This is a genomic window from Ruegeria sp. O5, assembly GCF_056535105.1.
This window is the reverse complement of sequence record NZ_JBQERN010000006.1, coordinates 135,122-154,969: the sequence shown is the minus strand read 5'-3', so window position 1 is coordinate 154,969 and position 19,848 is coordinate 135,122. Positions and strand designations below refer to the sequence as shown.

Sequence of the window (19,848 nt, the reverse complement as noted above, 5' to 3'; positions counted from 1 at the left end):
GGAGAAAGTGCACATGACCCAGATTGACTACTTTTTTGCGACACTCTCGCCCTATTCCTATCTGGCAGGGATGCGGCTGGAAGAAATCGCGGCGAAACACGGCGCGACGATCAACTATAAGCCGCTGGACATTATCGCCCTGTTCGCGCGCACCGGGGGGACCCCTCCGAAAGACCGGCATATCTCTCGTATCGAGTACCGCGCACAGGAGCTGCTGCGCCAATCGAAGAATCTGGGGATGGAGTTCAATCTGAAACCCGCGTACTGGCCGACCAATATGGCCCCGTCATCTTATGCAGTTATTGCCGCGATCAAGGACGGTTCGGGCGATGTGGGTAAGCTGTGTCATTCCTTCCTTCGCGCCTGCTGGGCCGAGGAAAAGGATATCGCACAGGACGATGTCATCCGCGAATGCCTGACGCAAGCCGGGTTTGATCCCGGTCTGGCGGACAGCGGCTTGCTGGTGGGGGCAGAAACCTATGCCGCCAACCTCGAGGAAGCCGTGGACCGGGGTGTCTTCGGCGCACCGTTCTATATCACGCCCGACGACCAGCGGTTCTGGGGTCAGGACAGGCTGGATGATCTGGACCGGCATCTGAACGAGATGTACGGGTGACGGTCAAGGCCGCGATGCAATCCGTTTTCGTAAGGCACTTGGGTGAGGGGGAGCGGAAACTGCTCGCCCTCCATTGCACGATTGCGCATTCCGGTGCCTGGTCCGGTTTGGCCAGTGCGCTGGATGGCTGCGCGTCATTTATTGCCCCGGATATGTTGTCGCATGGGCGCAGCCCGGATTGGGACGGGCAGGGTGATTTCTTTGACGCAGTGACCAAACCCGCCCTGGCTGAATTGACCGAACCCATGGATGTAATCGGGCATTCCTTTGGGGCGATGATCGCGCTCAGGCTGGCGATCGAACATCCCGACCGCGTGCGCAGCCTGATCCTGATCGAACCCGTGTTCTTTGCAGTTGCAAAACAGGATGCGCCGCTGTTGTTCGAACAGCACGAACGGGACTCCGAGCCGGTCAATGCGGCCTTCGCATCTGGTGACAAGGTTTTGGCGGCGCGCCTGTTCAACAGGGCGTGGAGCACGAAGATCAGCCCCAAATGGCCTGATTTGCCCGAACGCACGCGGGCAAATATGGTGCGTGGAATCGATGCGGTTCCGGCTGTGCAGCCTGTGCTCAACGATGATCAGGCAGGGTTGCTTGACGTCGATCAGCTTCGGCGTGCATCGATGCCGACCCTGCTGCTGAGCGGGTCAGAGACGCCGCCGGTGATCCACGCGATTTGCGCAGGGCTGAAACGGCGCCTGCCTGATGCACGCCATGAACGCATCAACGGCGCAGGGCACATGCTGCCGATTTCACACCCTGATGAAACCGGCGCTTTGCTGCGGGCGTTCTGGCAGGCCAACGCCCCGTTAGGCGTTAAAGCAGATTGAGAAACTGATCGATCTCCGCCGCTCCGATGGACCAGTCGCAAACCAGCCTGCACGCGAGGTTTTCGTTTTCATCCTCGCCGTCCAGCTCTGCCCCCCAAAGGTGATAAACCGCGCCGGCCTCATGCAGCTGCTTGTGCTTCGCGCGTGGGAATGAGGCAAAGATCATATTGGCCTGCGGTTCGTGCAGAAACACGGCCCCCTTGGCGCGCAAACCCTCGGCCAAGCGGGCGCAGTTGTCATTGGCCTGACGTGCCATCTTCAGCCACAGGTCGTCTTCCAGATAGGCCGCCATCTGAGCGGACAGATAGCGGTGCTTGGAAAACAGATGCGCCCCGCGCTTGCGCCGCAGCTCAAACTCCCAGGCTTTGCTTTCATCAAAGAACACCACCGCCTCGACACCCATCAGACCGTTCTTGGTGCCACCAAAACTGACAGCATCCACACCTGCTTTCCACGTCATATCCGCCGGGGAACAGTTCAGCGCAACCAACGCGTTGGTAAAGCGCGCGCCGTCCAGATGTACAGGCAGGCCGTACGTCTTGGCGACCCCGCACAGGGCCTGCAACTCTGCCAGCGAATAAACCGATCCGCGCTCGGTCACTTGTGTGATCGACACGGGTCCGCGCTGCGGCCCATGTACGCCGCGTGTTTCTTCACCCAGAATTGACCCGCGCAGCGCCTCAGGGGTCATCTTGTCTCCGCCCGGAACCAGGGTCAGCTTGGCGCCGCTGTAAAACTCCGGTGCGTTGCATTCGTCCTCGTGGATATGCGCGACTGGGGAACAAAAAACCGTTTCCCAAGGCTTTGACAATGTTGCAAGGGCCAGAGAATTCGCGGCTGTCCCCGTCGCCACCAGATAGACCGCAGCACCCGGAGCCTCGAAGATGCTGCGGATACGGTCGCGCACCTCGTTCATCAGCGTATCCGCACCATAGGCCATCTGATAGCCCTGATTGACCTCGGCCAGCCTGGCCATGACCTGCGGATGAACCGGCCCGGAATTGTCAGACGCGAAATGCATCAGCTTGGCTCCTCGATTATGTAATCTTCCCACTCTTCCATGGGTGTCTCAAACTCGGACACTGTGCGCCCCTGAACCGAGACCCCGGCGGCATGCACACTGTCCGCTGTACCAGATATCAACGGGTGCCAGTCGTAAAGCGGTTTGCCTTCCCACAGCAACCGATACGCGCAGGTTTGTGGCAACCAATAGGCATGTTCGTCGATATTGTCGGGGGTCATGACGATGCATTCGGGCACGAATTGATGCCGGATGTCGTATTGTACGCAGCGGCAGCTTTCGTCATCCAACAGGCGGCACGCGACGCAGGTCAGGGCAACCTCGCCCGTGTCTTCATCTTCCAGCTTGTTCAGGCAGCATTTGCCGCAGCCATCACATAACGCCTCCCACTCGCGCTGGTTCATTTGGCGCAGGGGTTTGCGCTCCCAAAACCGGGCAGGCAGGCCCGTGCGTTCAATCGGATCAACACTCATAGGGTGGTCAATATACCGCGGGCCTGTTTGCAGTCGGCATCCATCTGCGTGATCAGACTCTCCAGCCCGTCAAATGTCATCTCGGGGCGCAGAAAGTCGATCAGACCCACCGACAGCGTCGCCCCGTACAGATCGCCCGAAAAGTCGAACAGGAAGGTTTCGATATTGGGCACCTGGCCGTTAAACATCGGACGTACCCCGATCGAGGCCGCGCCGTGATAGCTGCCTTTATGCGGCCCATCCAACACGTCCACCAATACGGCGTAGACACCGAACTTTGGCGGGTGCAGCCCTTCGATGGACATATTCGCGGTGGGAAAGCCCAACTCGCGCCCGCGCTGTTCGCCCCCGATCACTTCGCCTTCGATCCGGTGCCAGTGTCCCAGCATCGCGGCTGCGTCCCGTGGTCGGCCGTCGCTCAGCGCGGTGCGAATGGCGGTTGAGGACACAACGTTTTCCGACCGTTCCATCAAAGGCGCAATCGTCACGCCGAACCCCATGTCCCGCCCGAACCGCACCAGATCCTGCGCCGTGCCGCTGCGGCCCTTGCCAAAGCAGAAATCGGCCCCCACCACGACATGCGACAGGCCCAGCCCGTCGCAGATCACGTTGCGTGCAAACTCTTCCGGCGATAGCCCTGCCAGCGCGGCGTTGAACGGCAGTTCATACAGCTTCTCTACGCCCAGCTTTTCCAGCCGGTGCGCCCGCGCATTGCCCCGCATCAGGCGGAACGGAGGCGTGTCCGGCGCAAAATACTCCCGCGGATGCGGCTCGAAGGTCAACACACCCAGCGGCGCGTCTGGCGCAGCATTACGGGCCAGTTCGATGACCGACTGGTGCCCCAAATGAACGCCGTCGAAATTCCCGATTGCCACGCTGGCGCCGCGATCTTCTGGCTGGACGAACTGGATATCCCGGATGATGTGCATAGACGATTGCGTAGCGGCGCGAGTCAATTTGTTCAAGCGGCAGTTTGAATTCCAAGAATGCGATCCTGCGAATGAGCTTTGAACATTTCGCTTGGCCGGGAAAATGCACGAGGCCAATCCAAGTATTTCAGGTCAGGCGCCTCCAACCGCTTGATTCAAAAAAAACTCTGGGTTTAGACTGAAAATCCGGTCCCCTGGATTAAGGCGCACCGGATCAAAGCCCGGCGAGGTTCGAACGAACCCAGCACAGGAGGCAGACCCATGTACCGAATGCGACTGTTCGCGATTCGTCATGCCCGCACTTTCGAGTGGATCTATAAATGTGTCGAACGCGGCATGGTCGCGATGGACCCGATATTTGCAAAGATCGGATATAACCGCGTCGAACGCCCCATCGCACTGGTCGAGAAGGGCGTCAAAACCCTGTTGTTCGATTGCAAGATGTGCGGGCAATGCGTGTTGTCATCGACCGGCATGTCCTGCCCGATGAACTGCCCAAAGCAATTGCGCAATGGCCCCTGTGGCGGCGTACGTCCCGGCGAGTTTTGCGAGGTGAAGCCGGATATGAAATGCGTCTGGGCCCTGGCCTGGAACGGAGCCAGCCGCATGCGGCACGGAGCCGACAAGATAAAAGAAGTTCTTCCGCCGGTGGAGCACACGTTGAAAGGCTCGTCATCCTGGTTGCGGGTCAGCCGCGAGATTGCTGCGCAGGAGCGCGAGACCCGGGATGCAGCCCGGTTGGCGCTGGCCGAGGCATTCCCCGAAGCGCGCGAGAATGAACCTTCTGCGGCACCACTGGCCGCCGAACCACCCAACGCGATAAACCGGGAACTGAAGAAATGAGTGATACCCATCGCAACGAGGTGGAGCCGATTGGCTATGTTCCGGTTCCCCAAGGACATGTGTCGCACAGCCGGTTGGAAAAGGTACTCCGTTCAGGCCGTTTCGCAGTCACCGCCGAGTTGAACCCACCCGACAGTGCCGACCCCGAGGATGTTTATCAGGCGGCCCAACCGCTTGGCGAAGTGGCTGACGCGATCAATGCAACCGATGCTTCGGGCGCGAACTGCCATATGTCCTCGATTGGGATTTGTGCCTTGCTGACGCGCGCGGGTTATTCTCCGGTCTATCAGATTTCCTGCCGCGACCGGAACCGGATTGCCATTCAGGGCGATGTTCTGGGGGCTGCGGCGTTGGGCGTCAGTAACGTGCTGTGCCTGACCGGCGACGGCGTCGGCGTCGGGGATCAGCCGGGGGCAAAACCGGTATTCGATTTCGATTCCCTGACCCTGTTGCGGACGATCCGCACGATGCGCGATCAGGGAATGTTCCTTTCTGGTCGTAAGATCACGCGCCCGCCGCAACTGTTCCTTGGTGCTGCCGAAAACCCCTGCATACCGCCTTATGACTGGCGACCTGATCGTCTGGCAAAGAAGGTTGAGGCCGGGGCTGAGTATATTCAGACCAATTACATCTACGACATTCCGCTGTTCGAAAAATTCATGGCGCGGGTGCGCGATGCGGGACTGGACAAGAAAGTGTTCATCATCGCGGGCGTCGGCCCCATCGCGTCAGCGCGTGCGGCACGCTGGATGCGCAGCAATGTTCCCGGCATTCACATCCCCGATCAGGTCATCGAGCGGATGGAGAAAGCCGAAAAGCCAGCTGACGAGGGCAAGAAGATCTGTATCGAACTGATCCAGCAGATCCGCGATATCGCGGGGGTGTCCGGTGTTCATGTGATGGCTTACAGGCGCGAGCACGTGGTGTCAGAGATCATTCTGGAATCCGGTGCGTTGAAAGGGCGAAAACGCGCCCGCCCGTCCTGAAAGGCACAGGCAAAAACAGCGTCCAAACAAAAAAGGCGCCGGTCGGGCGCCTTTTGCATGGAAGTGTTCGCCGATCAGTCGAACTTGCGCGACGGGGCCAGTACCATGGCTTCACCGATCAGAACCTTCTTGCCCTCGACCGAGCAATGGCAATCCAGTTTGACGCGACGCTTGGAAAAGTCGATGTCGATAACTTTGACCTCGGCGTAAACCATGTCACCGGGGCGCACGGGGGCCAGGAACTTCAGTGACTGCCCCATATAGACCGTGCCATGGCCCGGCAGTTGTTCGCCAATCACGGCCGAAATCAGCCCAGCTGTCAGCATCCCGTGCGCGATGCGCCCTTCGAAGATTGTATCGCGGGCATAATCATCATCCAGATGCACCGGATTGCGGTCTGTCGAGATCTGCGCAAACATCTCGATATCTTCGTCCGTCACCACTTTGCGCAGGTGGCGGGACATGCCCATTTCGATGTCTTCGATACAGATCGTTCCGCGTGGAAGATTGTCCAACATGTTGCCCTCACTCGAAATCGACCGAGAAAGAAAAAACCACTATCCGGCCTAGGTTGGCAACTTTATTACTTCGCAGTTGCAGAAAATCAAGTCTTTTCTTGCTATCTCAATCGACCGATTGTGTAGGTCGGGTTGATCTTTTCCCTTTCGATATAAGCTGTTAGGGATTCGTGATCCGGATGGTGCGACGTTTTTGTCTCGGCCGCCGCCAGCCCGCCCGAAATGAACAGGGAATCAATGCCTTCACCCATGCCCCCCAGAATGTCCGTATGGGGGCCGTCGCCGATCACCAGAATGTCGCTATCCGGGATATCATGGCCCAGTTCCTGCAACCTGCGGCGCGCCAGATCGTAGATCGGCGGGTGCGGTTTGCCGAAATACAGGCTCTCGCCGCCCATCTCGGTATAGAGCTTTGCCAAAGCGCCGGCACACCATTCGCGCACCTCGCCGCGATCGACAACAATATCGGGGTTTGCGCATAGCAGCTTCATGCCCATCTGCTTGGCATAGAGGAAATCGGGGCGGTTCACGACCGGGTCAGCCATCGGATCAAAGGGACCACAGCAGACGATCCCTTCGGCCTCTCTTAGCGGGACACGTTCGATATGGATCGGGTGGTGCAGCAGTTTCAGTGGCTCGAAAAAGCCCGCATCGCGCTGCCATTCCCCCATGAAGTAAACCTTGTGCCCGACAGCGCCACGGAACATCGCCGACCGCGCGGAATCGCCGCTGGTGGCAATGGTGTCATAGGCGTCTGCGGGAACATTGAACTGCACCAGTTGCTCGGCCACACCCGCGCGGGGTTTGGGCGAGTTCGTGACCAGCACGACAAGCCCCCCGTCCGCGCGATAGGCTTGAAGGGCTGCAACAGCTTCGGGATAGGCCGTGATCCCGTTGTGAACGCACCCCCACAGATCGACAAACAACGCTTTGTAGCGGGCAGAGATTTCGGAAAGCGCGTGAACGATCTGGGTCATATGTGGCCTCAAGCTGAAACTGCACGAGCCTTATGACCGATTGGCAAGGGATTGGCCACCAATCGATAGGTGGCCACCCTGTATTTCATCTGTCGGGTACAGGTCTGCCCAAGCGCAATGCCGGATGCGCAGACCGAAGACCAATAATGCGGGGTCCGTTTTACTCAGAACGACAGACCCCGCGTGTTTCTTCAGACCTTCAGGTTCGGAATGATCTGCTTTTTACGGCTCATGATGCCCGGCAGAACCACGGCGTCGCCATCGACGGATGCACCAAAGCTTTTCTCGGCAACGGTTTTGACCAGATCGTTGGGCACCAGCAGAGTGGCTTCCTCGTTCAGGATATCCACGACGAACAGCAACACCTGATCGACACCGTCTTCCTTGGCGACATCCACCATCGAACCCGCCAGGCTTGCCTTGCGGTCCAGAATGACGCCCGGCGCAGTGGTTTCCAGAACCGAGACACGGAATTTGGTGCCATCGACCTCGTATTCCTTGCTGTCCATGCGGATCAGTTCGGCATCCGAGAAGGACGAGACATCCGATTTCGCCGCAAACATGTCTGCCGCGTAAGCCGAGATATCCAGCTCCAGCTCGGCTGCCAGCCGCTCAGCAACCTCGCGGTCATGGGGCGTGGTGGTGGGCGAGCGGAATTCCAGCGTGTCCGACAGGATGCAGGTCAGTGCCGCTCCCTTGATGGCGTCAGGCATCTTGGCCGCATCGTCACCCATCAGGTCGACCATGATGGTGGCCGTGCAGGCCAGCGGGCGCACGGTGATGTCGATCGGGCCTTTGGTTTCCAGACCACCGACCAGCTTGTGGTGGTCGATAATGGCGCGGATGTCTGCGTCATTGACGTTGGCGGGCAGTTCGGCGGGGTTGTTGGTGTCGACGATGACCACCGGAGTGTCCGCGGCCAGATCGTTCAGGATACGTGGCTTCGGCAGATCCCAGTTGTCCAGCATGAATGCCGCTTCGGTGTTGGGTTCGCCCAACAGCACGGGCTCGGCCTGCACACCTTTGATTTCGTTAAGGTACCACGACCACAGGATCGGCGAGCCTGTGGAATCGGTGTCGGGGGATTTGTGACCAAATACGAGCGTTGTCATGTCAGCGTCCTGCGGAATGGAAATTTGCGCGCCTTATAGGGCGGACAAACGCCCTTGTCACGCCACAGCAGCCCGTCTGCGACGCTTGGTCTGAAAACCGCTGAACCGGGCTAGAATGCGGCCCGTGTCAGCGTATATCCGGCCTGCTCCAGCTGGTTCAGCAAACCGTGATCGTCACTCAGATGACCTGCGCCGACCGCGATCACCGCTGTCTGATCCGTGATGGTCAGAATATGCTCCATCCACAGGGCATTCCGCTGGACCAGCATCTGCTGCTCGAACCCGTTCCATTCCTCATCGAAGACGTCCCGGCTCAGCCCGGATTCCTCGAACCCCTGCAGGCGGGCAAATTGTATGATCTCGGCGTGCTTTTCTTCCAGATATCCATTGGCCATGGTGGCCAGTTGATCGTTGCTTCCCATCATCGCCCCGGACAGGCGCACCAGTGACTCGACCTGCTGTTCCAGCGGGTGACTGTCGAACATGGCGATCAGGTCGTCGATACGTTCCAGCGAGTGTTGCGGAATGCCGTTTTCTGCGGCCAGATCATTCAGGCGGGCGTCCATGCCGTAGGTCCCGTTCGGATCTTCCATCATGCAGGGCGGGATGCTCAGCATCATGCTCAAGAACCACGGTCGCATTTTGGCCGCCATCCAGCCGGGAATGCCGCGCTGGTTCAACGCGGTCGAGAATGCGGCCCAGTCTTCATCTCCCATCAGGTCGATCAGGGTCGGCCCGGATGTGATCATTACAGCGCTGAGATTATTGGCCAAGTTTTTTTCGAATGCGTCCATGTCAGTCTGTGTGACTTCGAAATAGAACGCGTCAGCCTTGCTCAGGTCCGGAGACAGGCGTTCGACCACCTTTTCCATGCGTTCGTCATACGTGTGCAGGGTGCCAATGATGTGCAGAACCGTGTCATCCTTGCGCGCAATCCAGTGGTTGCCTTCAGGAAAGGGGATGTCCGCCACCGCGCGCTGCAATTCGGCCCGCGCGTCATCCGACAGCTGCGGGCGCAGGTCCTGCCCATCGCACGCAGCCGCAGCCGTGATCGGGGCCATTAGAAAAGCAAGAAATGTCAGCAGGCGCATGAACCCATCCGGTGTTGTGTCATCAAGGTGTTCCAGACATAGCCATGCCTGCGACCCATGTTCAAGCAACCCGTCTGGTATTCCTCAACAATCTGCGTAGCATAGGCCCATGAACCGCGAGCAGGACCTCTATCCCCCGATCAAGGCGCTCTTGGAGCGTCAGGGATACATCGTCAAAGGAGAAGTGGGCGCTGCCGACATCGTCGCGATACGCGAAGACGAGCCGCCTGTGATTGTCGAGCTCAAGCTCAGGTTCACGCTGTCCCTGTTCCATCAGGCGATTACCCGCCTGAAACTCACGGATCAGGTCTATATCGGGGTCAGCAAACCCACCGGGCGCACGGCCCGGCGGGCGCTCAGGGACAATATTGCGCTGTGCCGCAGGCTTGGTCTGGGTCTGATCACCGTACGTGTCGATGGCACGGTCGAGGTGCAATGCGATCCGGGGCCCTATGCGCCGCGCAAGAACAAGGCCAGGGCGGCGCGGCTGCTGCGCGAATTCGACCGGCTGGAGGGCGACCCCAATTCCGGGGGCGCGACACGTCATGGGATCGTGACGGCCTACCGTCAGGATGCGCTGAAATGCGCGGCCTTTCTGGCCGAACACGGCCCGGCCAAAGGGGCCGAGGTTGCCAGATCAGTGGGTGTTCCGGTCGCCACCCGGTTGATGCGGGAAAATCACTATGGCTGGTTCGAGAAGGTTGAAAAAGGTGTCTACGCACTTACCTCTGAGGGAACAGACGGCTTGAAACACTGGGCCTACAGCTGGGAACAGGCCGACTAGGCCGTTCTCAAAAAAATCCCAAACACCTTGTTGACTCGGCGTTTTAGACTCCCTAGCTATGCGTCGTTATCACTCACACACACCGAGTGCTAACGCCTCGTCAAACGGCGAGGGGAGGATAAACAAAACTTTGAGCCCAAGGAGCTGCAAAGATGGCATTGAAACCGCTTCATGACCGTGTGCTGGTTCGCCGTACCGAAAGCGATGAAAAAACCGCAGGCGGACTGATCATTCCTGACAGCGCAAAAGAAAAGCCCAGCGAAGGCGAAGTCGTCGCAACCGGCGAAGGCGCGCGCAAGGACAGCGGCGAGCTGATCGCAATGGCGGTCAAGGCTGGCGACAAGATCCTGTTCGGCAAATGGTCGGGCACCGAGGTCCAGGTCGACGGCGAAGAGCTGCTGATGATGAAAGAAAGCGACATCATGGGGATCATCGAGTAAGCCCGCGCTTTCTCTGATCTTCCACTAAACACATTTTCTCAAGGAGAAACAACATGGCTGCAAAGGACGTCAAGTTCGACACCGATGCCCGCAACAAGATGCTGAAAGGCGTCAACATTCTGGCGGATGCTGTCAAAGTGACCCTGGGCCCCAAAGGCCGCAACGTGGTTCTGGACAAATCCTTCGGCGCACCGCGCATCACCAAAGACGGTGTTTCGGTTGCCAAGGAAATCGAACTGGAAGACAAGTTCGAAAACATGGGCGCGCAGATGGTGAAAGAAGTCGCCAGCCGCACCAATGACGAAGCCGGTGACGGCACCACCACCGCGACCGTTCTGGCGCAGGCCATCGTAAAAGAAGGCCTGAAGCAGGTTGCAGCGGGCCTGAACCCGATGGACCTGAAGCGCGGCATCGACCTGGCAACCGCCAAAGTTGTCGAAGGCATCCGTGCTGCTTCGCGCGAAGTCAAAGACTCGGCAGAAGTTGCTCAGGTTGGCACCATCTCGGCCAACGGCGAAGCTGAAATTGGCCAGCAGATCGCGGACGCGATGCAGAAGGTTGGCAACGAAGGCGTCATCACCGTCGAAGAAAACAAAGGTCTGGAAACCGAGACCGATGTTGTCGAAGGTATGCAGTTCGACCGCGGCTACCTGTCGCCTTACTTCGTCACCAACGCAGACAAGATGATCGCAGAACTCGACGACTGCATGATCCTACTGCACGAAAAGAAACTGTCTTCGCTGCAGCCGATGGTTCCGCTGCTCGAGCAGGTGATCCAGTCGCAAAAGCCGCTGCTGATCATTGCAGAAGACGTTGAAGGCGAAGCGCTGGCAACTCTGGTTGTCAACAAACTGCGCGGCGGCCTGAAAATTGCTGCTGTCAAGGCACCGGGCTTCGGCGATCGCCGTAAGGCCATGCTGCAGGACATCGCAATCCTGACCGGCGGTCAGGTGATCAGCGAAGATCTGGGCATGAAGCTTGAGAATGTCACCATGGACATGCTGGGCACCGCCAAGAAGATCGAGATCAGCAAAGACGAAACCACCATCGTCGACGGTGCTGGCGAGAAAGCCGAGATCGAAGCACGTGTTGCTCAGATCCGCACCCAGATCGAAGAAACCTCGTCGGATTACGACCGTGAGAAGCTGCAGGAACGCGTTGCCAAACTGGCAGGCGGTGTTGCCGTTATCCGCGTCGGCGGCATGACCGAAGTTGAAGTGAAAGAGCGTAAGGACCGTGTGGACGATGCTCTGAACGCAACACGCGCAGCCGTTCAGGAAGGCGTCGTTGTAGGCGGTGGTGTTGCTCTGGTTCAGGCCGGTAAAGCACTGGAATCGCTGAAAGGCGCGAACGCTGATCAGGACGCAGGCATCAACATCGTGCGCAAGGCCATCGAAGCGCCGCTGCGCCAGATCGCCGAAAACGCAGGCGTTGACGGTGCGGTTGTTGCAGGCAAAGTGCGCGAATCTTCGGATCCGGCCTTTGGCTTCAACGCTCAGACCGAAGAATATGGCGACATGTTCTCGTTCGGCGTGATCGACCCGGCCAAAGTTGTCCGTACCGCTCTGGAAGATGCGGCATCGGTTGCCGGCCTGCTGGTCACCACCGAAGCGATGGTTGCAGACAAACCGCAAAAAGATGCACCTGCTGGCGGCATGCCCGACATGGGCGGCATGGGCGGCATGATGTAAGCACGTCGAATTCGCCTAAGCGAATTCCGACGACCCCTGACAGGCGTTTGGCTGCAAGGTCAAGCTGTCGAGAGGGGAAGCAAAGTGCTAACGGACGGGGTCGCCTTTTGGCGGCCCCGTTTCATTTCCGATGGCCGCAATGCGGCCATGCCTCCGGCGGGAGTATTTTGTAAAAGATGAAGGCTGGGCCGCGTGTGCCCGAATTGTGAGTGTCCAACGCGCCGCCAAGTCGGTATGTGGTTGAAATGCGACTGTTCCTTCTGACCGCCCTGACCATGTGCGCCTTTGCGGCGAACTCCATTCTGAACCGGCTGGCTATCGACAGCGGGTCCAGTGATCCTGCGGGGTTTGCCATTATCCGGGTTCTGGCGGGGGCGTTGGTTCTGGCCGCACTGATCCTGCTGCGTAGAGGACATTTGCCCCTTCGCAACCGCAGGCGCGTCATCGGGGCCGGGTCGCTTTCCCTGTATATGATCGGGTTTTCCATTGCCTATCTGACGTTGGATGCGGGGCTGGGCGCACTTATCCTGTTTGCCGTTGTGCAGATCACTATGTTCGCCGCCACCGCCCTTGCCGGGGTCAAACCCACCCGACGACAGCTGGCCGGGGCAGCGATTGCACTGGGTGGTCTGGCCTGTGTCCTGTGGCCCACAGGAACAGTGCAGGTCGATCCAACCGGAACCGTTTTGATGATTGCAGCCGGGATCGGCTGGGCAGCCTATTCACTGGTCGGGCGGTCCGAGCCTGATGCGTTGCAGGGCACGGCCGCAAATTTCATCGTCGCGCTGCCGGTAACCGCGCTGGCCCTGATGGCCACAGGGGCAGAGTGGCACATGACCGGATTGGGCTATCTCCTTGCGGCCTTGTCAGGTGGCGTGACCTCGGGTCTGGGATACGCCTTGTGGTATCGCGTTCTGCCCCGGCTGGCACCTTCAACGGCGGCGGTCGTCCAGCTCAGCGTGCCGGTGATCGCGATTGTGGGCGGCGTGGTGCTGTTGGGGGAAAGCGCGGGTGTGCGGCTGCTTGTTGGTGCGGCACTGGTTTTGGGCGGTATCGCGCTGGCTGTCCTGCGACGTCAACGTGGGAAGGGCTTTTAACGCAGGCGTACAGGCTTTATCTGGCGGGTATGAGAATTCTGATCGCCCTGCTTTGTTGCCTTTTTCCCGCCGTGGCCAGCGCGAAATGCGTTGTCCTGCTGCACGGTCTGGCCCGGACCGAGGCGTCATTCAGCGTGATGGAGCAACTGTTCAAAGCGAATGGCTATTCCGTCGTGCGCCCCGGTTACCCATCGACCGAAATCGGTATCCCCGAACTGGCCGAACAAACCATCCCGCAAGCATTTGCAGCCTGCGGCAGTGACACCGTCAATGTCGTTGCGCATTCCATGGGTGGCATCCTGTTGCGATACTGGTTGCAGGACCACAGCCCTGAAAACATGGGCCGTGTCGTCATGCTGGGGCCGCCCAATCAGGGTAGCCAGCTGGTCGATGAACTCAGCGCGTGGGAGGTGTTCGGATACCTGAACGGCCCGGCCGGACTGCAACTGGGTACGGGCCCGGATAGTATTCCCAGCCGCCTGCCGCCCGTGGATTTCGAACTGGGGGTCATCGCAGGTGATCAGTCCCTGAACCTCGTGTTTTCATCTCTGATCGACGGCCCGGACGATGGCAAGGTGTCGGTCGAATCCACCAAAGTCGAAGGCATGGCGGATCATCTCGTCTTGCCGGTGACCCACACTTTCATGATGAACAACCCGCAGGTCATGGCACAGGCTCTGCACTTTATCGAATTTGGTCGGTTCGATCCCCAGATCACTTGGCTGGACGGTGTGATGGACGTAATAGACGAGATCTGCATCGGGCAGAATTGCTCGGAACCGGGGGCGGAGCCATCAGAATGACCACATTGGAACTGACATTGACCGGTGCCGAGGTTCTGCTACCGGATGAAGGGCTGTCACGCGCGGAGCTTTCCGTTGCAGGTGGGGTCATTCAGAAAGACGCAACCGGGCGGCGGATTGACCTGACCGGGTTTCTTGTTCTGCCAGGTATTGTCGACTTGCACGGCGATGGGTTCGAACGCCATATCGCCCCACGTCGCGGCGCGATGAAGCAGATGAATGAGGGCATTCTGTCGGTCGAGGCCGAACTGGCGGCCAACGGCATCACCACAGCCGTTCTGGCGCAGTTTTACAGCTGGGAAGGCGGCGTGCGCGGCCCGGACTTTGCCGCGCAGGTGTTTGCGGCCATCGCAGCGGTCAAGGGCAGCACGGTCACCGATCTGATCCCGCAATTGCGGTTCGAGACCAATATGCTCGCGGATTACGACGAGCTGGCCCGTCGCATCGCCGATTGGCAGGTGCCATACGTGGTCTTCAATGATCACCTGCCGCATGATCGTTTGGCACAGGGCAAGAAACCACCGCGCCTGACCGGGCAGGCATTGAAGGCCGGACGCAACCCAGAGGCGCATTTTGCGATGCTGCTCGACATGCACGCCCGCAAGGCTGAGGTTCCGGCGGCGCTAGAAGCGCTCTGTTCGGACCTTGCGGACATGGGCGTGCGTCTGGGCAGCCACGATGACGCAACTGCCGAGGCGCGCGCCTGGTGGCGCGGCCAAGGGGTGCGCATTGCAGAGTTTCCCGAAACGCTTGAAGCCGCCGAGGCCGCGCGCGCTGCCGGGGATCACGTCATTCTCGGCTCACCCAATGTGGTCCGCGGCGGCTCGCATAAGGGCAACGCCAGCGCGGTAGAGCTGATTGCGATGGGGCTCTGTGATGCGCTGGCCTCGGACTACCATTATCCCAGTCCACGCCGCGCGGCGCTGATGCTGATCAAAACCGGGCTGCTGGATCTCGCAGGGGCCTGGGAGCTGATCTCATCCGGCCCCGCGCGGGTGCTGGACTTGCCGGACCGGGGCACGCTTGCCGCGGGCAAACGCGCCGATCTGGTAATCCTTGATGCAACTACTCACCGGGTCGCCGCGACATTGGCGGGCGGGCGCGTCAGCTATATGTCTGGGGATATCGCAACCCGCTTTGTGGGTTAAAACCAGGCCAGCTTCACCTTTTTCCAAATACTCTCGCCGAAGGCATCGCGCCGTAGCGCGATATTCTACCGCTTGATCCGGTTGAAATGTCCCATCTTGCGACCGGCCTTGACCTCGGCCTTGCCGTAAAGATGCAGCGCGATGTCCCGTTCGCGCGCCAGCTCAGGCACGCGGTCCATATCGTCGCCGATCAGGTTCTCCATCACCACATCCGAGTGGCGCTGCCCGTCGCCCAACGGCCAACCCGCCACCGCGCGGATGTGCTGTTCGAACTGATCCACGGCGCAGCCGTTCTGCGTCCAGTGGCCCGAGTTATGCACGCGCGGCGCGATCTCGTTCACGATCAGTCCGCCGGGTGTCACGAACAGCTCAACCCCCATGACACCGACATATTCCAGAGCGTTCAGGATATTGGCCGCCAGCAGGATGGCATCGGTGCGCTGGGCGGGGGACAGTCGGGCAGGGATGGTGGTGGTGTGCAGGATACCGTCGCGGTGTACATTCTCACCCGGATCGAAACAGGCCACCTGACCGTCCAGCGCGCGCGCTGCAATGATCGAAACTTCGTGCGAGAAATCAACAAAACCCTCCAGAAGGGCAGGCGCACCAGCCATATCGGCCAGCGCGGCCTCGGTATCCCCGGGGTTGCGCAATCTGGCCTGCCCTTTGCCGTCATAACCAAAGCGGCGGGTCTTCAGGATCGCAGGCGTGCCGATTTCTTCGATGGCCGCAGTCAGGCTATCCAGATCGGTGATATCCGCAAACGGGGCCGTTTTCAGGCCAAGCCCCTGCAAAAACGTCTTCTCGGTCAGACGGTCCTGACTGACCCTCAGTGCCTCACGCCCGGGACGAATGGGGCGATGGGCTTCCAGAATATCCAGCGCCTCGGTCGGGATGTTCTCGAACTCATAGGTGATGACGTCCACCGCATCGGCAAAAGCCGTCAGGGCGTCGATATCGTCGTAGGCCGCTGTCGTAACCCGATCCGCCACCTGCCCGGCAGGCGGGTTTGCGCCCGGCTCGTAGATGTGGCTGACAAACCCCAGCCGAGAGGCCGCCACAGACAGCATCCGGCCCAGCTGGCCACCGCCCAGAATCCCGATCACCGCACCTTGGGCGAGCATGTCCGCCATCGTCAATTCTCCAAACGTTTTCCAATTGCGCCAAGCGCCGCTCTCAGCGCCTCATGCGCGCCCTGTTCGATCAGGGTGCCCGTCATTTGCAGGCTCAAAGTACCTTCGGTCGCCAAAGCGTCGCGCTCCTGTGCCAACCGCCCGGCTGTGCCTTTTTCCATCGCGGCGAGAAAACCCGCCATCAACTGCGTGGTATAGAACTCGGCCCCGTCCGCATCGCCGGTTACGTCACCCAGCCATTCGGCCCCGGTGGCCATCAGATCCAGAATGCCGGGAACCATGGCACAAATGGCAAAATGCGCGTTCAGCTCCACCTCATCCGCAACCTTGACCACGGGGTTTTCCGGCTCAAACAGCTCGGCCAGCAAGCGGTCATTGCCGAACGCCGCCATCGGACAGCCACCGGACTGCAAGAACCCCAGTGGGATGGTTTGGACGAAATCCGACGCAGGGGCGCAAAGCTTGGCCAAATCCTCGGCGGAAACGGCCGCCATAACCGACACAACCTGCTGATCGGCGCGAAAGGTCAGGGGGGCCAGAACCTCGGCCGCGATATGCGGGCGCAGGCACAGAAACACGATGTCCGAGGCGTCAATCACCGCTTGCGGCGGCGCGATAGTCACGCCCAGTTCGGCCTTCAGGTCAGCCGAGACCTCGGCGTTGCGTTCTGTCACGCTGATCTCATGCCCTTTGGCGGCCATCAGCCGCGCAATCGGCGCGGCGATATGCCCGGTGCCGATAAACCCGATCCGGCTCATCCCAGCGGTTCCTCGGGGATTGAGGCGGACAACGCGTCACGCCAGGCATCCAGCCGCGCGGCCAGGGCTTCATCCTGCAAGGCCAGAATGCCCGCTGCCATCAGGCCCGCATTGGCTCCGCCAGCCGACCCGATTGCCATGGTCGCCACCGGAAAGCCCTTGGGCATCTGCACAATGGAATACAGCGAATCCACCCCCGACAGGGCCCGCGTCTGCACAGGCACGCCAATCACCGGTACGCGTGTTTTCGAGGCCATCATACCCGGCAGATGTGCCGCTCCGCCTGCGCCCGCGATGATCACCTGCAACCCGCGCGATACGGCGGTCTTGCCATAGTCCCACAACCGGTCCGGGGTGCGATGGGCCGAAACGATACGCGCCTCATAAGCGATGCCCAGTTCATCCAGAATATCTGCGGCTTCCTTCATCGTGGGCCAGTCCGACTGGCTGCCCATGATGATCCCCACTGTCACATCGCTCATCCGCTTACGTCCCCGCGCTCAGAAAGAGCGCGCACTATAGCCAAATCCGCTTTTGTGGCAATGCGGTACAGGGCGTTCAGGCAATGATATCGGGGGTCAGGCGGTCTTCGATCAGGCGGATGAAGTCTTTCAGGCGCAGTTTTTCCTTTTTCAGGCGCCGAAGGGTCAACTGATCAGCCGTTCCTTTTTCATGCAACGCCTCGATCGCCTCATCAAGGTCGCGGTGCTGGCGGCGGAAAACCTCCAATTCAACCCGCAGAACTTCATCGGTTTTCATCGAAAGGTCGGTGGGCGCGTTCATTGGCGACTCGGGCTTGTTGTGGTGCTTGCCCAACAAGATAGTGTGTCAGACGTTATCGCGCCAGACCTTGTGGACATCCTGGTTTCTTCCCATATTCTATAACAAGCGGTTGCCGGAACGGGACCGCGCACCACGTCGCTTTGACAATAAAGGACGAAAATACGTGTCGAAACTTACTCTTGGCTCATACCCGCATCTTTTGGGGTTCGAGCAGCTGGAACGCCTTCTGGAACGGTCTGCCAAGGCCGGTAACGAAGGATACCCGCCCTATAACATCGAACAGACCTCGGACTTTTCCTACCGCATCACCCTTGCGGTGGCCGGGTTCGCCGAAGAGGATCTGTCGATCACCATCGAGGATCGCCAACTGGTGATCCGGGGCCGTCAGCGCGACGACAGCGAGGGGCGCATCTTCCTGCACCGTGGTATCGCGGCGCGTCAGTTTCAGCGCATGTTCGTGCTGGCTGACGGGGTCGAGGTGGGAGAGGCGATCATGGAAAACGGTCTGCTGCATGTGGATCTGACCCGCGCCGTGCCGGAAACCGTGGTTCAGACAATCAACATACGGAAGGGGTAAGAGCAATGAATACACCGATTGAAATCAACACCGAAGGCGATCGTATCGTCTATGTGAAAACAGTCGACGTTGCCGATCTGCCGCGTGATCTGCGCGATCAGGCAGGTGATCTGGATCACCTTTATGCCGTGCACGATTCCGATGGGCAGCAACTGGCACTTGTGGCCGACCGCAAGCTGGCCTTCGTTCTGGCCCGTCAGCACGACCTGTCACCTGTGGCCGTTCACTGAACGGCCCCTTTGTCCGGTGGGGCTGAAACGTTGCCCGCAACACACGCGCATCGGCGAAACTGCCGCTTTTAACCTGTAACGGAGCCGACTGCATGAGCTGGTTTGAATTCGACTGGGTAGACGCCTTCACCAATCGTGCATTCGGCGGCAACGGTTGTGCCGTGGTCCACGGCGGCGCGGGTCTCTCGGCCGAGGTCTGCATGGCCTATGTGCGCGAAACCTCTCTGGTCGAATGCACATTCACCGGCCCGTCCGACGTGGCCGACATCCGCGTCCGTTATTTTCTGGCCAGCCGTGAAATTCCCTTTGCCGGTCATCCGACGATTGCCACCGTAGCGGCGATGCGGTCGCGCGGCATGATCTCCGGTGATAACCTGACGCTGGAAACCGGCGCTGGTATCGTTTCGATCGGTTTGCAGGGCGAACAGATTGAGATGACGCAGGTCGCACCGCAATTTGGTGCGCATGTGCCAGCCGATCTGGTGGCAAAGGCGATCAGCCTGCCGCAAGAAGCCATCATCTCGCCACCCCGGATGGTTTCAACCGGCTTGCCCTTCTGTATTACCGTTCTGCGCGATCATGACGCTTTGCGCGCGGCCCGCCTGTCCGAGGACGCGCTGCGCAAAGTGGCTGCGACGGCAGGGTATTCCGGCTCGGACATGGCCGAGCCTTTCCTCGTAACGCTCCAAGGGGCCACCGACGCGGGCGATACGTTCTCGCGCCTGCTCATGGCCCCGCCCAGCCCGCCCGAGGATCCGTTTACCGGGTCTGCCACCGGGGCCATGGCGGCTTATGTGTGGAAATACGGGCTGATGACCAAAGACAGTTTCGTTGCTGAACAGGGGCACGATATGGGTCGCCCCGGCCAGGCCGTTGTCACGCGCGTTGGCCCCACCGATGCGATGACGGGAATCAAGGTAGCCGGTCAGGGGCATATCCTGATGCGCGGGCAGGTTGATCTGCCAGAAGCCACCCAGTAGCCGAACCGTTCCCGTCCCCAGGGACTGC

Annotated in this window: 24 protein-coding genes; 13 read left to right on the top strand and 11 right to left on the bottom strand. The window is 59.8% G+C overall.

Features of this window, described 5'->3' with window-relative positions; genetic code table 11:
* Nucleotides 1-13 precede the first annotated feature (13 nt).
* Nucleotides 14-616 (top strand): DsbA family protein, encoded by a 603-nt coding sequence (locus ACR0M3_RS10775; protein ID WP_480910668.1) that lies wholly within the window; start codon nt 14-16, stop codon nt 614-616.
* Nucleotides 613-1,446: an alpha/beta fold hydrolase gene (locus ACR0M3_RS10770; RefSeq protein ID WP_480910665.1), complete on the top strand. Its 834-nt coding sequence runs from the start codon at nt 613-615 to the stop codon at nt 1,444-1,446. The genes ACR0M3_RS10775 and ACR0M3_RS10770 overlap by 4 nt, the downstream gene beginning before the upstream one ends.
* Here ACR0M3_RS10770 and ACR0M3_RS10765 read toward each other — a convergent pair.
* The 3 genes from ACR0M3_RS10765 to ACR0M3_RS10755 are packed head-to-tail and all read right to left on the bottom strand — an operon-like array spanning nt 1,433 to nt 3,869.
* Nucleotides 1,433-2,467 carry a threonine aldolase family protein gene (locus ACR0M3_RS10765; protein WP_480910663.1) on the bottom strand — a complete coding sequence of 345 codons (1,035 nt, stop codon included), beginning with the start codon at nt 2,465-2,467 and terminating at the stop codon, nt 1,433-1,435. The two genes, ACR0M3_RS10770 and ACR0M3_RS10765, sit on opposite strands and share 14 nt — an antisense overlap.
* Entirely contained in the window at nt 2,467-2,940 is a 474-nt protein-coding gene (locus tag ACR0M3_RS10760) for a YcgN family cysteine cluster protein (protein ID WP_209504795.1), read from the bottom strand. Before ACR0M3_RS10760 ends, ACR0M3_RS10765 begins: the two co-directional genes overlap by 1 nt.
* Nucleotides 2,937-3,869, bottom strand: a complete 933-nt coding sequence (locus ACR0M3_RS10755; RefSeq protein ID WP_480475451.1) for a bifunctional riboflavin kinase/FAD synthetase — start codon at nt 3,867-3,869, stop codon at nt 2,937-2,939. The genes ACR0M3_RS10760 and ACR0M3_RS10755 overlap by 4 nt, the downstream gene beginning before the upstream one ends.
* A 261-nt stretch (nt 3,870-4,130) precedes the next feature.
* Here ACR0M3_RS10755 and ACR0M3_RS10750 point away from each other — a divergent pair, with 261 nt between their 5' ends.
* Together ACR0M3_RS10750 and ACR0M3_RS10745 are read left to right on the top strand one after the other, a co-directional pair.
* The gene (locus tag ACR0M3_RS10750) at nt 4,131-4,712 is read left to right on the top strand and encodes a methylenetetrahydrofolate reductase C-terminal domain-containing protein (RefSeq protein ID WP_480553917.1); all 582 of its coding nucleotides are present in this window, start codon (nt 4,131-4,133) and stop codon (nt 4,710-4,712) included.
* Nucleotides 4,709-5,698 (top strand): methylenetetrahydrofolate reductase, encoded by a 990-nt coding sequence (locus ACR0M3_RS10745; protein WP_480553918.1) that lies wholly within the window; start codon nt 4,709-4,711, stop codon nt 5,696-5,698. The genes ACR0M3_RS10750 and ACR0M3_RS10745 overlap by 4 nt, the downstream gene beginning before the upstream one ends.
* A 74-nt stretch (nt 5,699-5,772) precedes the next feature.
* Here the strand turns inward: ACR0M3_RS10745 and ACR0M3_RS10740 are convergent, their stop codons facing one another.
* The 4 genes from ACR0M3_RS10740 to ACR0M3_RS10725 form a co-directional block, all read right to left on the bottom strand.
* Nucleotides 5,773-6,216: a MaoC family dehydratase gene (locus ACR0M3_RS10740; protein WP_267362989.1), complete on the bottom strand. Its 444-nt coding sequence runs from the start codon at nt 6,214-6,216 to the stop codon at nt 5,773-5,775.
* A 101-nt stretch (nt 6,217-6,317) separates the two neighbouring features.
* Nucleotides 6,318-7,193 carry an HAD family hydrolase gene (locus tag ACR0M3_RS10735; RefSeq protein ID WP_480487562.1) on the bottom strand — a complete coding sequence of 292 codons (876 nt, stop codon included), beginning with the start codon at nt 7,191-7,193 and terminating at the stop codon, nt 6,318-6,320.
* 191 nt (nt 7,194-7,384) lie between these two features.
* The gene (locus ACR0M3_RS10730; RefSeq protein ID WP_480539337.1) at nt 7,385-8,305 is read right to left on the bottom strand and encodes a manganese-dependent inorganic pyrophosphatase; all 921 of its coding nucleotides are present in this window, start codon (nt 8,303-8,305) and stop codon (nt 7,385-7,387) included.
* 110 nt (nt 8,306-8,415) lie between these two features.
* Nucleotides 8,416-9,396: a TraB/GumN family protein gene (locus ACR0M3_RS10725; protein ID WP_480910661.1), complete on the bottom strand. Its 981-nt coding sequence runs from the start codon at nt 9,394-9,396 to the stop codon at nt 8,416-8,418.
* A 109-nt stretch (nt 9,397-9,505) separates the two neighbouring features.
* Between ACR0M3_RS10725 and ACR0M3_RS10720 the strand changes: the two genes are divergently transcribed.
* From ACR0M3_RS10720 to ACR0M3_RS10695, 6 genes are all read left to right on the top strand, one after another.
* A complete protein-coding gene (locus ACR0M3_RS10720) occupies nt 9,506-10,180 on the top strand; it encodes a DUF2161 domain-containing phosphodiesterase (RefSeq protein ID WP_480910658.1) in 675 nt (224 codons plus the stop codon).
* 152 nt (nt 10,181-10,332) lie between these two features.
* Complete coding sequence (gene groES, locus ACR0M3_RS10715) at nt 10,333-10,620, top strand: co-chaperone GroES (protein ID WP_170536247.1); 288 nt, start codon at nt 10,333-10,335, stop codon at nt 10,618-10,620.
* A gap of 53 nt (nt 10,621-10,673) precedes the next feature.
* Nucleotides 10,674-12,311, top strand: a complete 1,638-nt coding sequence (groL, locus tag ACR0M3_RS10710; RefSeq protein WP_267362982.1) for a chaperonin GroEL — start codon at nt 10,674-10,676, stop codon at nt 12,309-12,311.
* A 245-nt stretch (nt 12,312-12,556) separates the two neighbouring features.
* Complete coding sequence (locus tag ACR0M3_RS10705) at nt 12,557-13,408, top strand: DMT family transporter (protein ID WP_480482255.1); 852 nt, start codon at nt 12,557-12,559, stop codon at nt 13,406-13,408.
* Nucleotides 13,409-13,437: 29 nt separating this feature from the next.
* The gene (locus ACR0M3_RS10700) at nt 13,438-14,211 is read left to right on the top strand and encodes an alpha/beta fold hydrolase (RefSeq protein WP_480482253.1); all 774 of its coding nucleotides are present in this window, start codon (nt 13,438-13,440) and stop codon (nt 14,209-14,211) included.
* Nucleotides 14,208-15,359: an alpha-D-ribose 1-methylphosphonate 5-triphosphate diphosphatase gene (locus tag ACR0M3_RS10695; protein WP_480910656.1), complete on the top strand. Its 1,152-nt coding sequence runs from the start codon at nt 14,208-14,210 to the stop codon at nt 15,357-15,359. The genes ACR0M3_RS10700 and ACR0M3_RS10695 overlap by 4 nt, the downstream gene beginning before the upstream one ends.
* Nucleotides 15,360-15,424: 65 nt before the next feature.
* Here ACR0M3_RS10695 and ACR0M3_RS10690 read toward each other — a convergent pair whose 3' ends face one another.
* From ACR0M3_RS10690 to ACR0M3_RS10675, 4 genes are all read right to left on the bottom strand, one after another.
* A complete protein-coding gene (locus ACR0M3_RS10690) occupies nt 15,425-16,492 on the bottom strand; it encodes a 5-(carboxyamino)imidazole ribonucleotide synthase (RefSeq protein ID WP_480910654.1) in 1,068 nt (355 codons plus the stop codon).
* Between the two features lie 2 nt (nt 16,493-16,494).
* Nucleotides 16,495-17,250, bottom strand: coding sequence for an NAD(P)-binding domain-containing protein (locus ACR0M3_RS10685; protein WP_480910652.1), 756 nt, complete (start codon nt 17,248-17,250; stop codon nt 16,495-16,497).
* Nucleotides 17,247-17,732 (bottom strand): 5-(carboxyamino)imidazole ribonucleotide mutase, encoded by a 486-nt coding sequence (gene purE, locus ACR0M3_RS10680; RefSeq protein WP_480539325.1) that lies wholly within the window; start codon nt 17,730-17,732, stop codon nt 17,247-17,249. The genes ACR0M3_RS10685 and purE overlap by 4 nt, the downstream gene beginning before the upstream one ends.
* A gap of 76 nt (nt 17,733-17,808) precedes the next feature.
* Nucleotides 17,809-18,033, bottom strand: a complete 225-nt coding sequence (locus ACR0M3_RS10675; protein WP_209504778.1) for a YdcH family protein — start codon at nt 18,031-18,033, stop codon at nt 17,809-17,811.
* Between the two features lie 163 nt (nt 18,034-18,196).
* On the opposite strand from ACR0M3_RS10675, the gene ACR0M3_RS10670 reads away from it, so the two are divergent.
* The 3 genes from ACR0M3_RS10670 (at nt 18,197) to ACR0M3_RS10660 (ending at nt 19,820) form a co-directional block, all read left to right on the top strand.
* The gene (locus ACR0M3_RS10670) at nt 18,197-18,610 is read left to right on the top strand and encodes an Hsp20 family protein (protein WP_058275530.1); all 414 of its coding nucleotides are present in this window, start codon (nt 18,197-18,199) and stop codon (nt 18,608-18,610) included.
* Between the two features lie 5 nt (nt 18,611-18,615).
* Nucleotides 18,616-18,840, top strand: a complete 225-nt coding sequence (locus tag ACR0M3_RS10665) for a DUF1150 family protein (protein WP_209504776.1) — start codon at nt 18,616-18,618, stop codon at nt 18,838-18,840.
* A 92-nt stretch (nt 18,841-18,932) separates the two neighbouring features.
* The gene (locus tag ACR0M3_RS10660) at nt 18,933-19,820 is read left to right on the top strand and encodes a PhzF family phenazine biosynthesis protein (protein WP_480910648.1); all 888 of its coding nucleotides are present in this window, start codon (nt 18,933-18,935) and stop codon (nt 19,818-19,820) included.
* Nucleotides 19,821-19,848: the final 28 nt, after the last annotated feature.

Bases quoted from the DNA above. Each gene is read 5' to 3' on its own strand.
- ACR0M3_RS10755 (WP_480475451.1), bottom strand. From the start codon at position 3,869: ATGCACATCATCCGGGATATCCAGTTCGTCCAGCCAGAAGATCGCGGC.
- ACR0M3_RS10685 (WP_480910652.1), bottom strand. From the start codon at position 17,250: ATGAGCCGGATCGGGTTTATCGGCACCGGGCATATCGCCGCGCCGATT.
- ACR0M3_RS10775 (WP_480910668.1), top strand. From the start codon at position 14: ATGACCCAGATTGACTACTTTTTTGCGACACTCTCGCCCTATTCCTAT.
- groL (WP_267362982.1), top strand. From the start codon at position 10,674: ATGGCTGCAAAGGACGTCAAGTTCGACACCGATGCCCGCAACAAGATG.
- ACR0M3_RS10695 (WP_480910656.1), top strand. From the start codon at position 14,208: ATGACCACATTGGAACTGACATTGACCGGTGCCGAGGTTCTGCTACCG.
- ACR0M3_RS10725 (WP_480910661.1), bottom strand. From the start codon at position 9,396: ATGCGCCTGCTGACATTTCTTGCTTTTCTAATGGCCCCGATCACGGCT.
- ACR0M3_RS10735 (WP_480487562.1), bottom strand. From the start codon at position 7,193: ATGACCCAGATCGTTCACGCGCTTTCCGAAATCTCTGCCCGCTACAAA.
- ACR0M3_RS10705 (WP_480482255.1), top strand. From the start codon at position 12,557: ATGCGACTGTTCCTTCTGACCGCCCTGACCATGTGCGCCTTTGCGGCG.
- ACR0M3_RS10660 (WP_480910648.1), top strand. From the start codon at position 18,933: ATGAGCTGGTTTGAATTCGACTGGGTAGACGCCTTCACCAATCGTGCA.
- ACR0M3_RS10740 (WP_267362989.1), bottom strand. From the start codon at position 6,216: ATGTTGGACAATCTTCCACGCGGAACGATCTGTATCGAAGACATCGAA.
- ACR0M3_RS10750 (WP_480553917.1), top strand. From the start codon at position 4,131: ATGTACCGAATGCGACTGTTCGCGATTCGTCATGCCCGCACTTTCGAG.
- ACR0M3_RS10690 (WP_480910654.1), bottom strand. From the start codon at position 16,492: ATGGCGGACATGCTCGCCCAAGGTGCGGTGATCGGGATTCTGGGCGGT.
- ACR0M3_RS10720 (WP_480910658.1), top strand. From the start codon at position 9,506: ATGAACCGCGAGCAGGACCTCTATCCCCCGATCAAGGCGCTCTTGGAG.
- ACR0M3_RS10665 (WP_209504776.1), top strand. From the start codon at position 18,616: ATGAATACACCGATTGAAATCAACACCGAAGGCGATCGTATCGTCTAT.
- groES (WP_170536247.1), top strand. From the start codon at position 10,333: ATGGCATTGAAACCGCTTCATGACCGTGTGCTGGTTCGCCGTACCGAA.
- ACR0M3_RS10700 (WP_480482253.1), top strand. From the start codon at position 13,438: ATGAGAATTCTGATCGCCCTGCTTTGTTGCCTTTTTCCCGCCGTGGCC.
- purE (WP_480539325.1), bottom strand. From the start codon at position 17,732: ATGAGCGATGTGACAGTGGGGATCATCATGGGCAGCCAGTCGGACTGG.
- ACR0M3_RS10765 (WP_480910663.1), bottom strand. From the start codon at position 2,467: ATGCATTTCGCGTCTGACAATTCCGGGCCGGTTCATCCGCAGGTCATG.
- ACR0M3_RS10675 (WP_209504778.1), bottom strand. From the start codon at position 18,033: ATGAACGCGCCCACCGACCTTTCGATGAAAACCGATGAAGTTCTGCGG.
- ACR0M3_RS10730 (WP_480539337.1), bottom strand. From the start codon at position 8,305: ATGACAACGCTCGTATTTGGTCACAAATCCCCCGACACCGATTCCACA.
- ACR0M3_RS10745 (WP_480553918.1), top strand. From the start codon at position 4,709: ATGAGTGATACCCATCGCAACGAGGTGGAGCCGATTGGCTATGTTCCG.
- ACR0M3_RS10760 (WP_209504795.1), bottom strand. From the start codon at position 2,940: ATGAGTGTTGATCCGATTGAACGCACGGGCCTGCCTGCCCGGTTTTGG.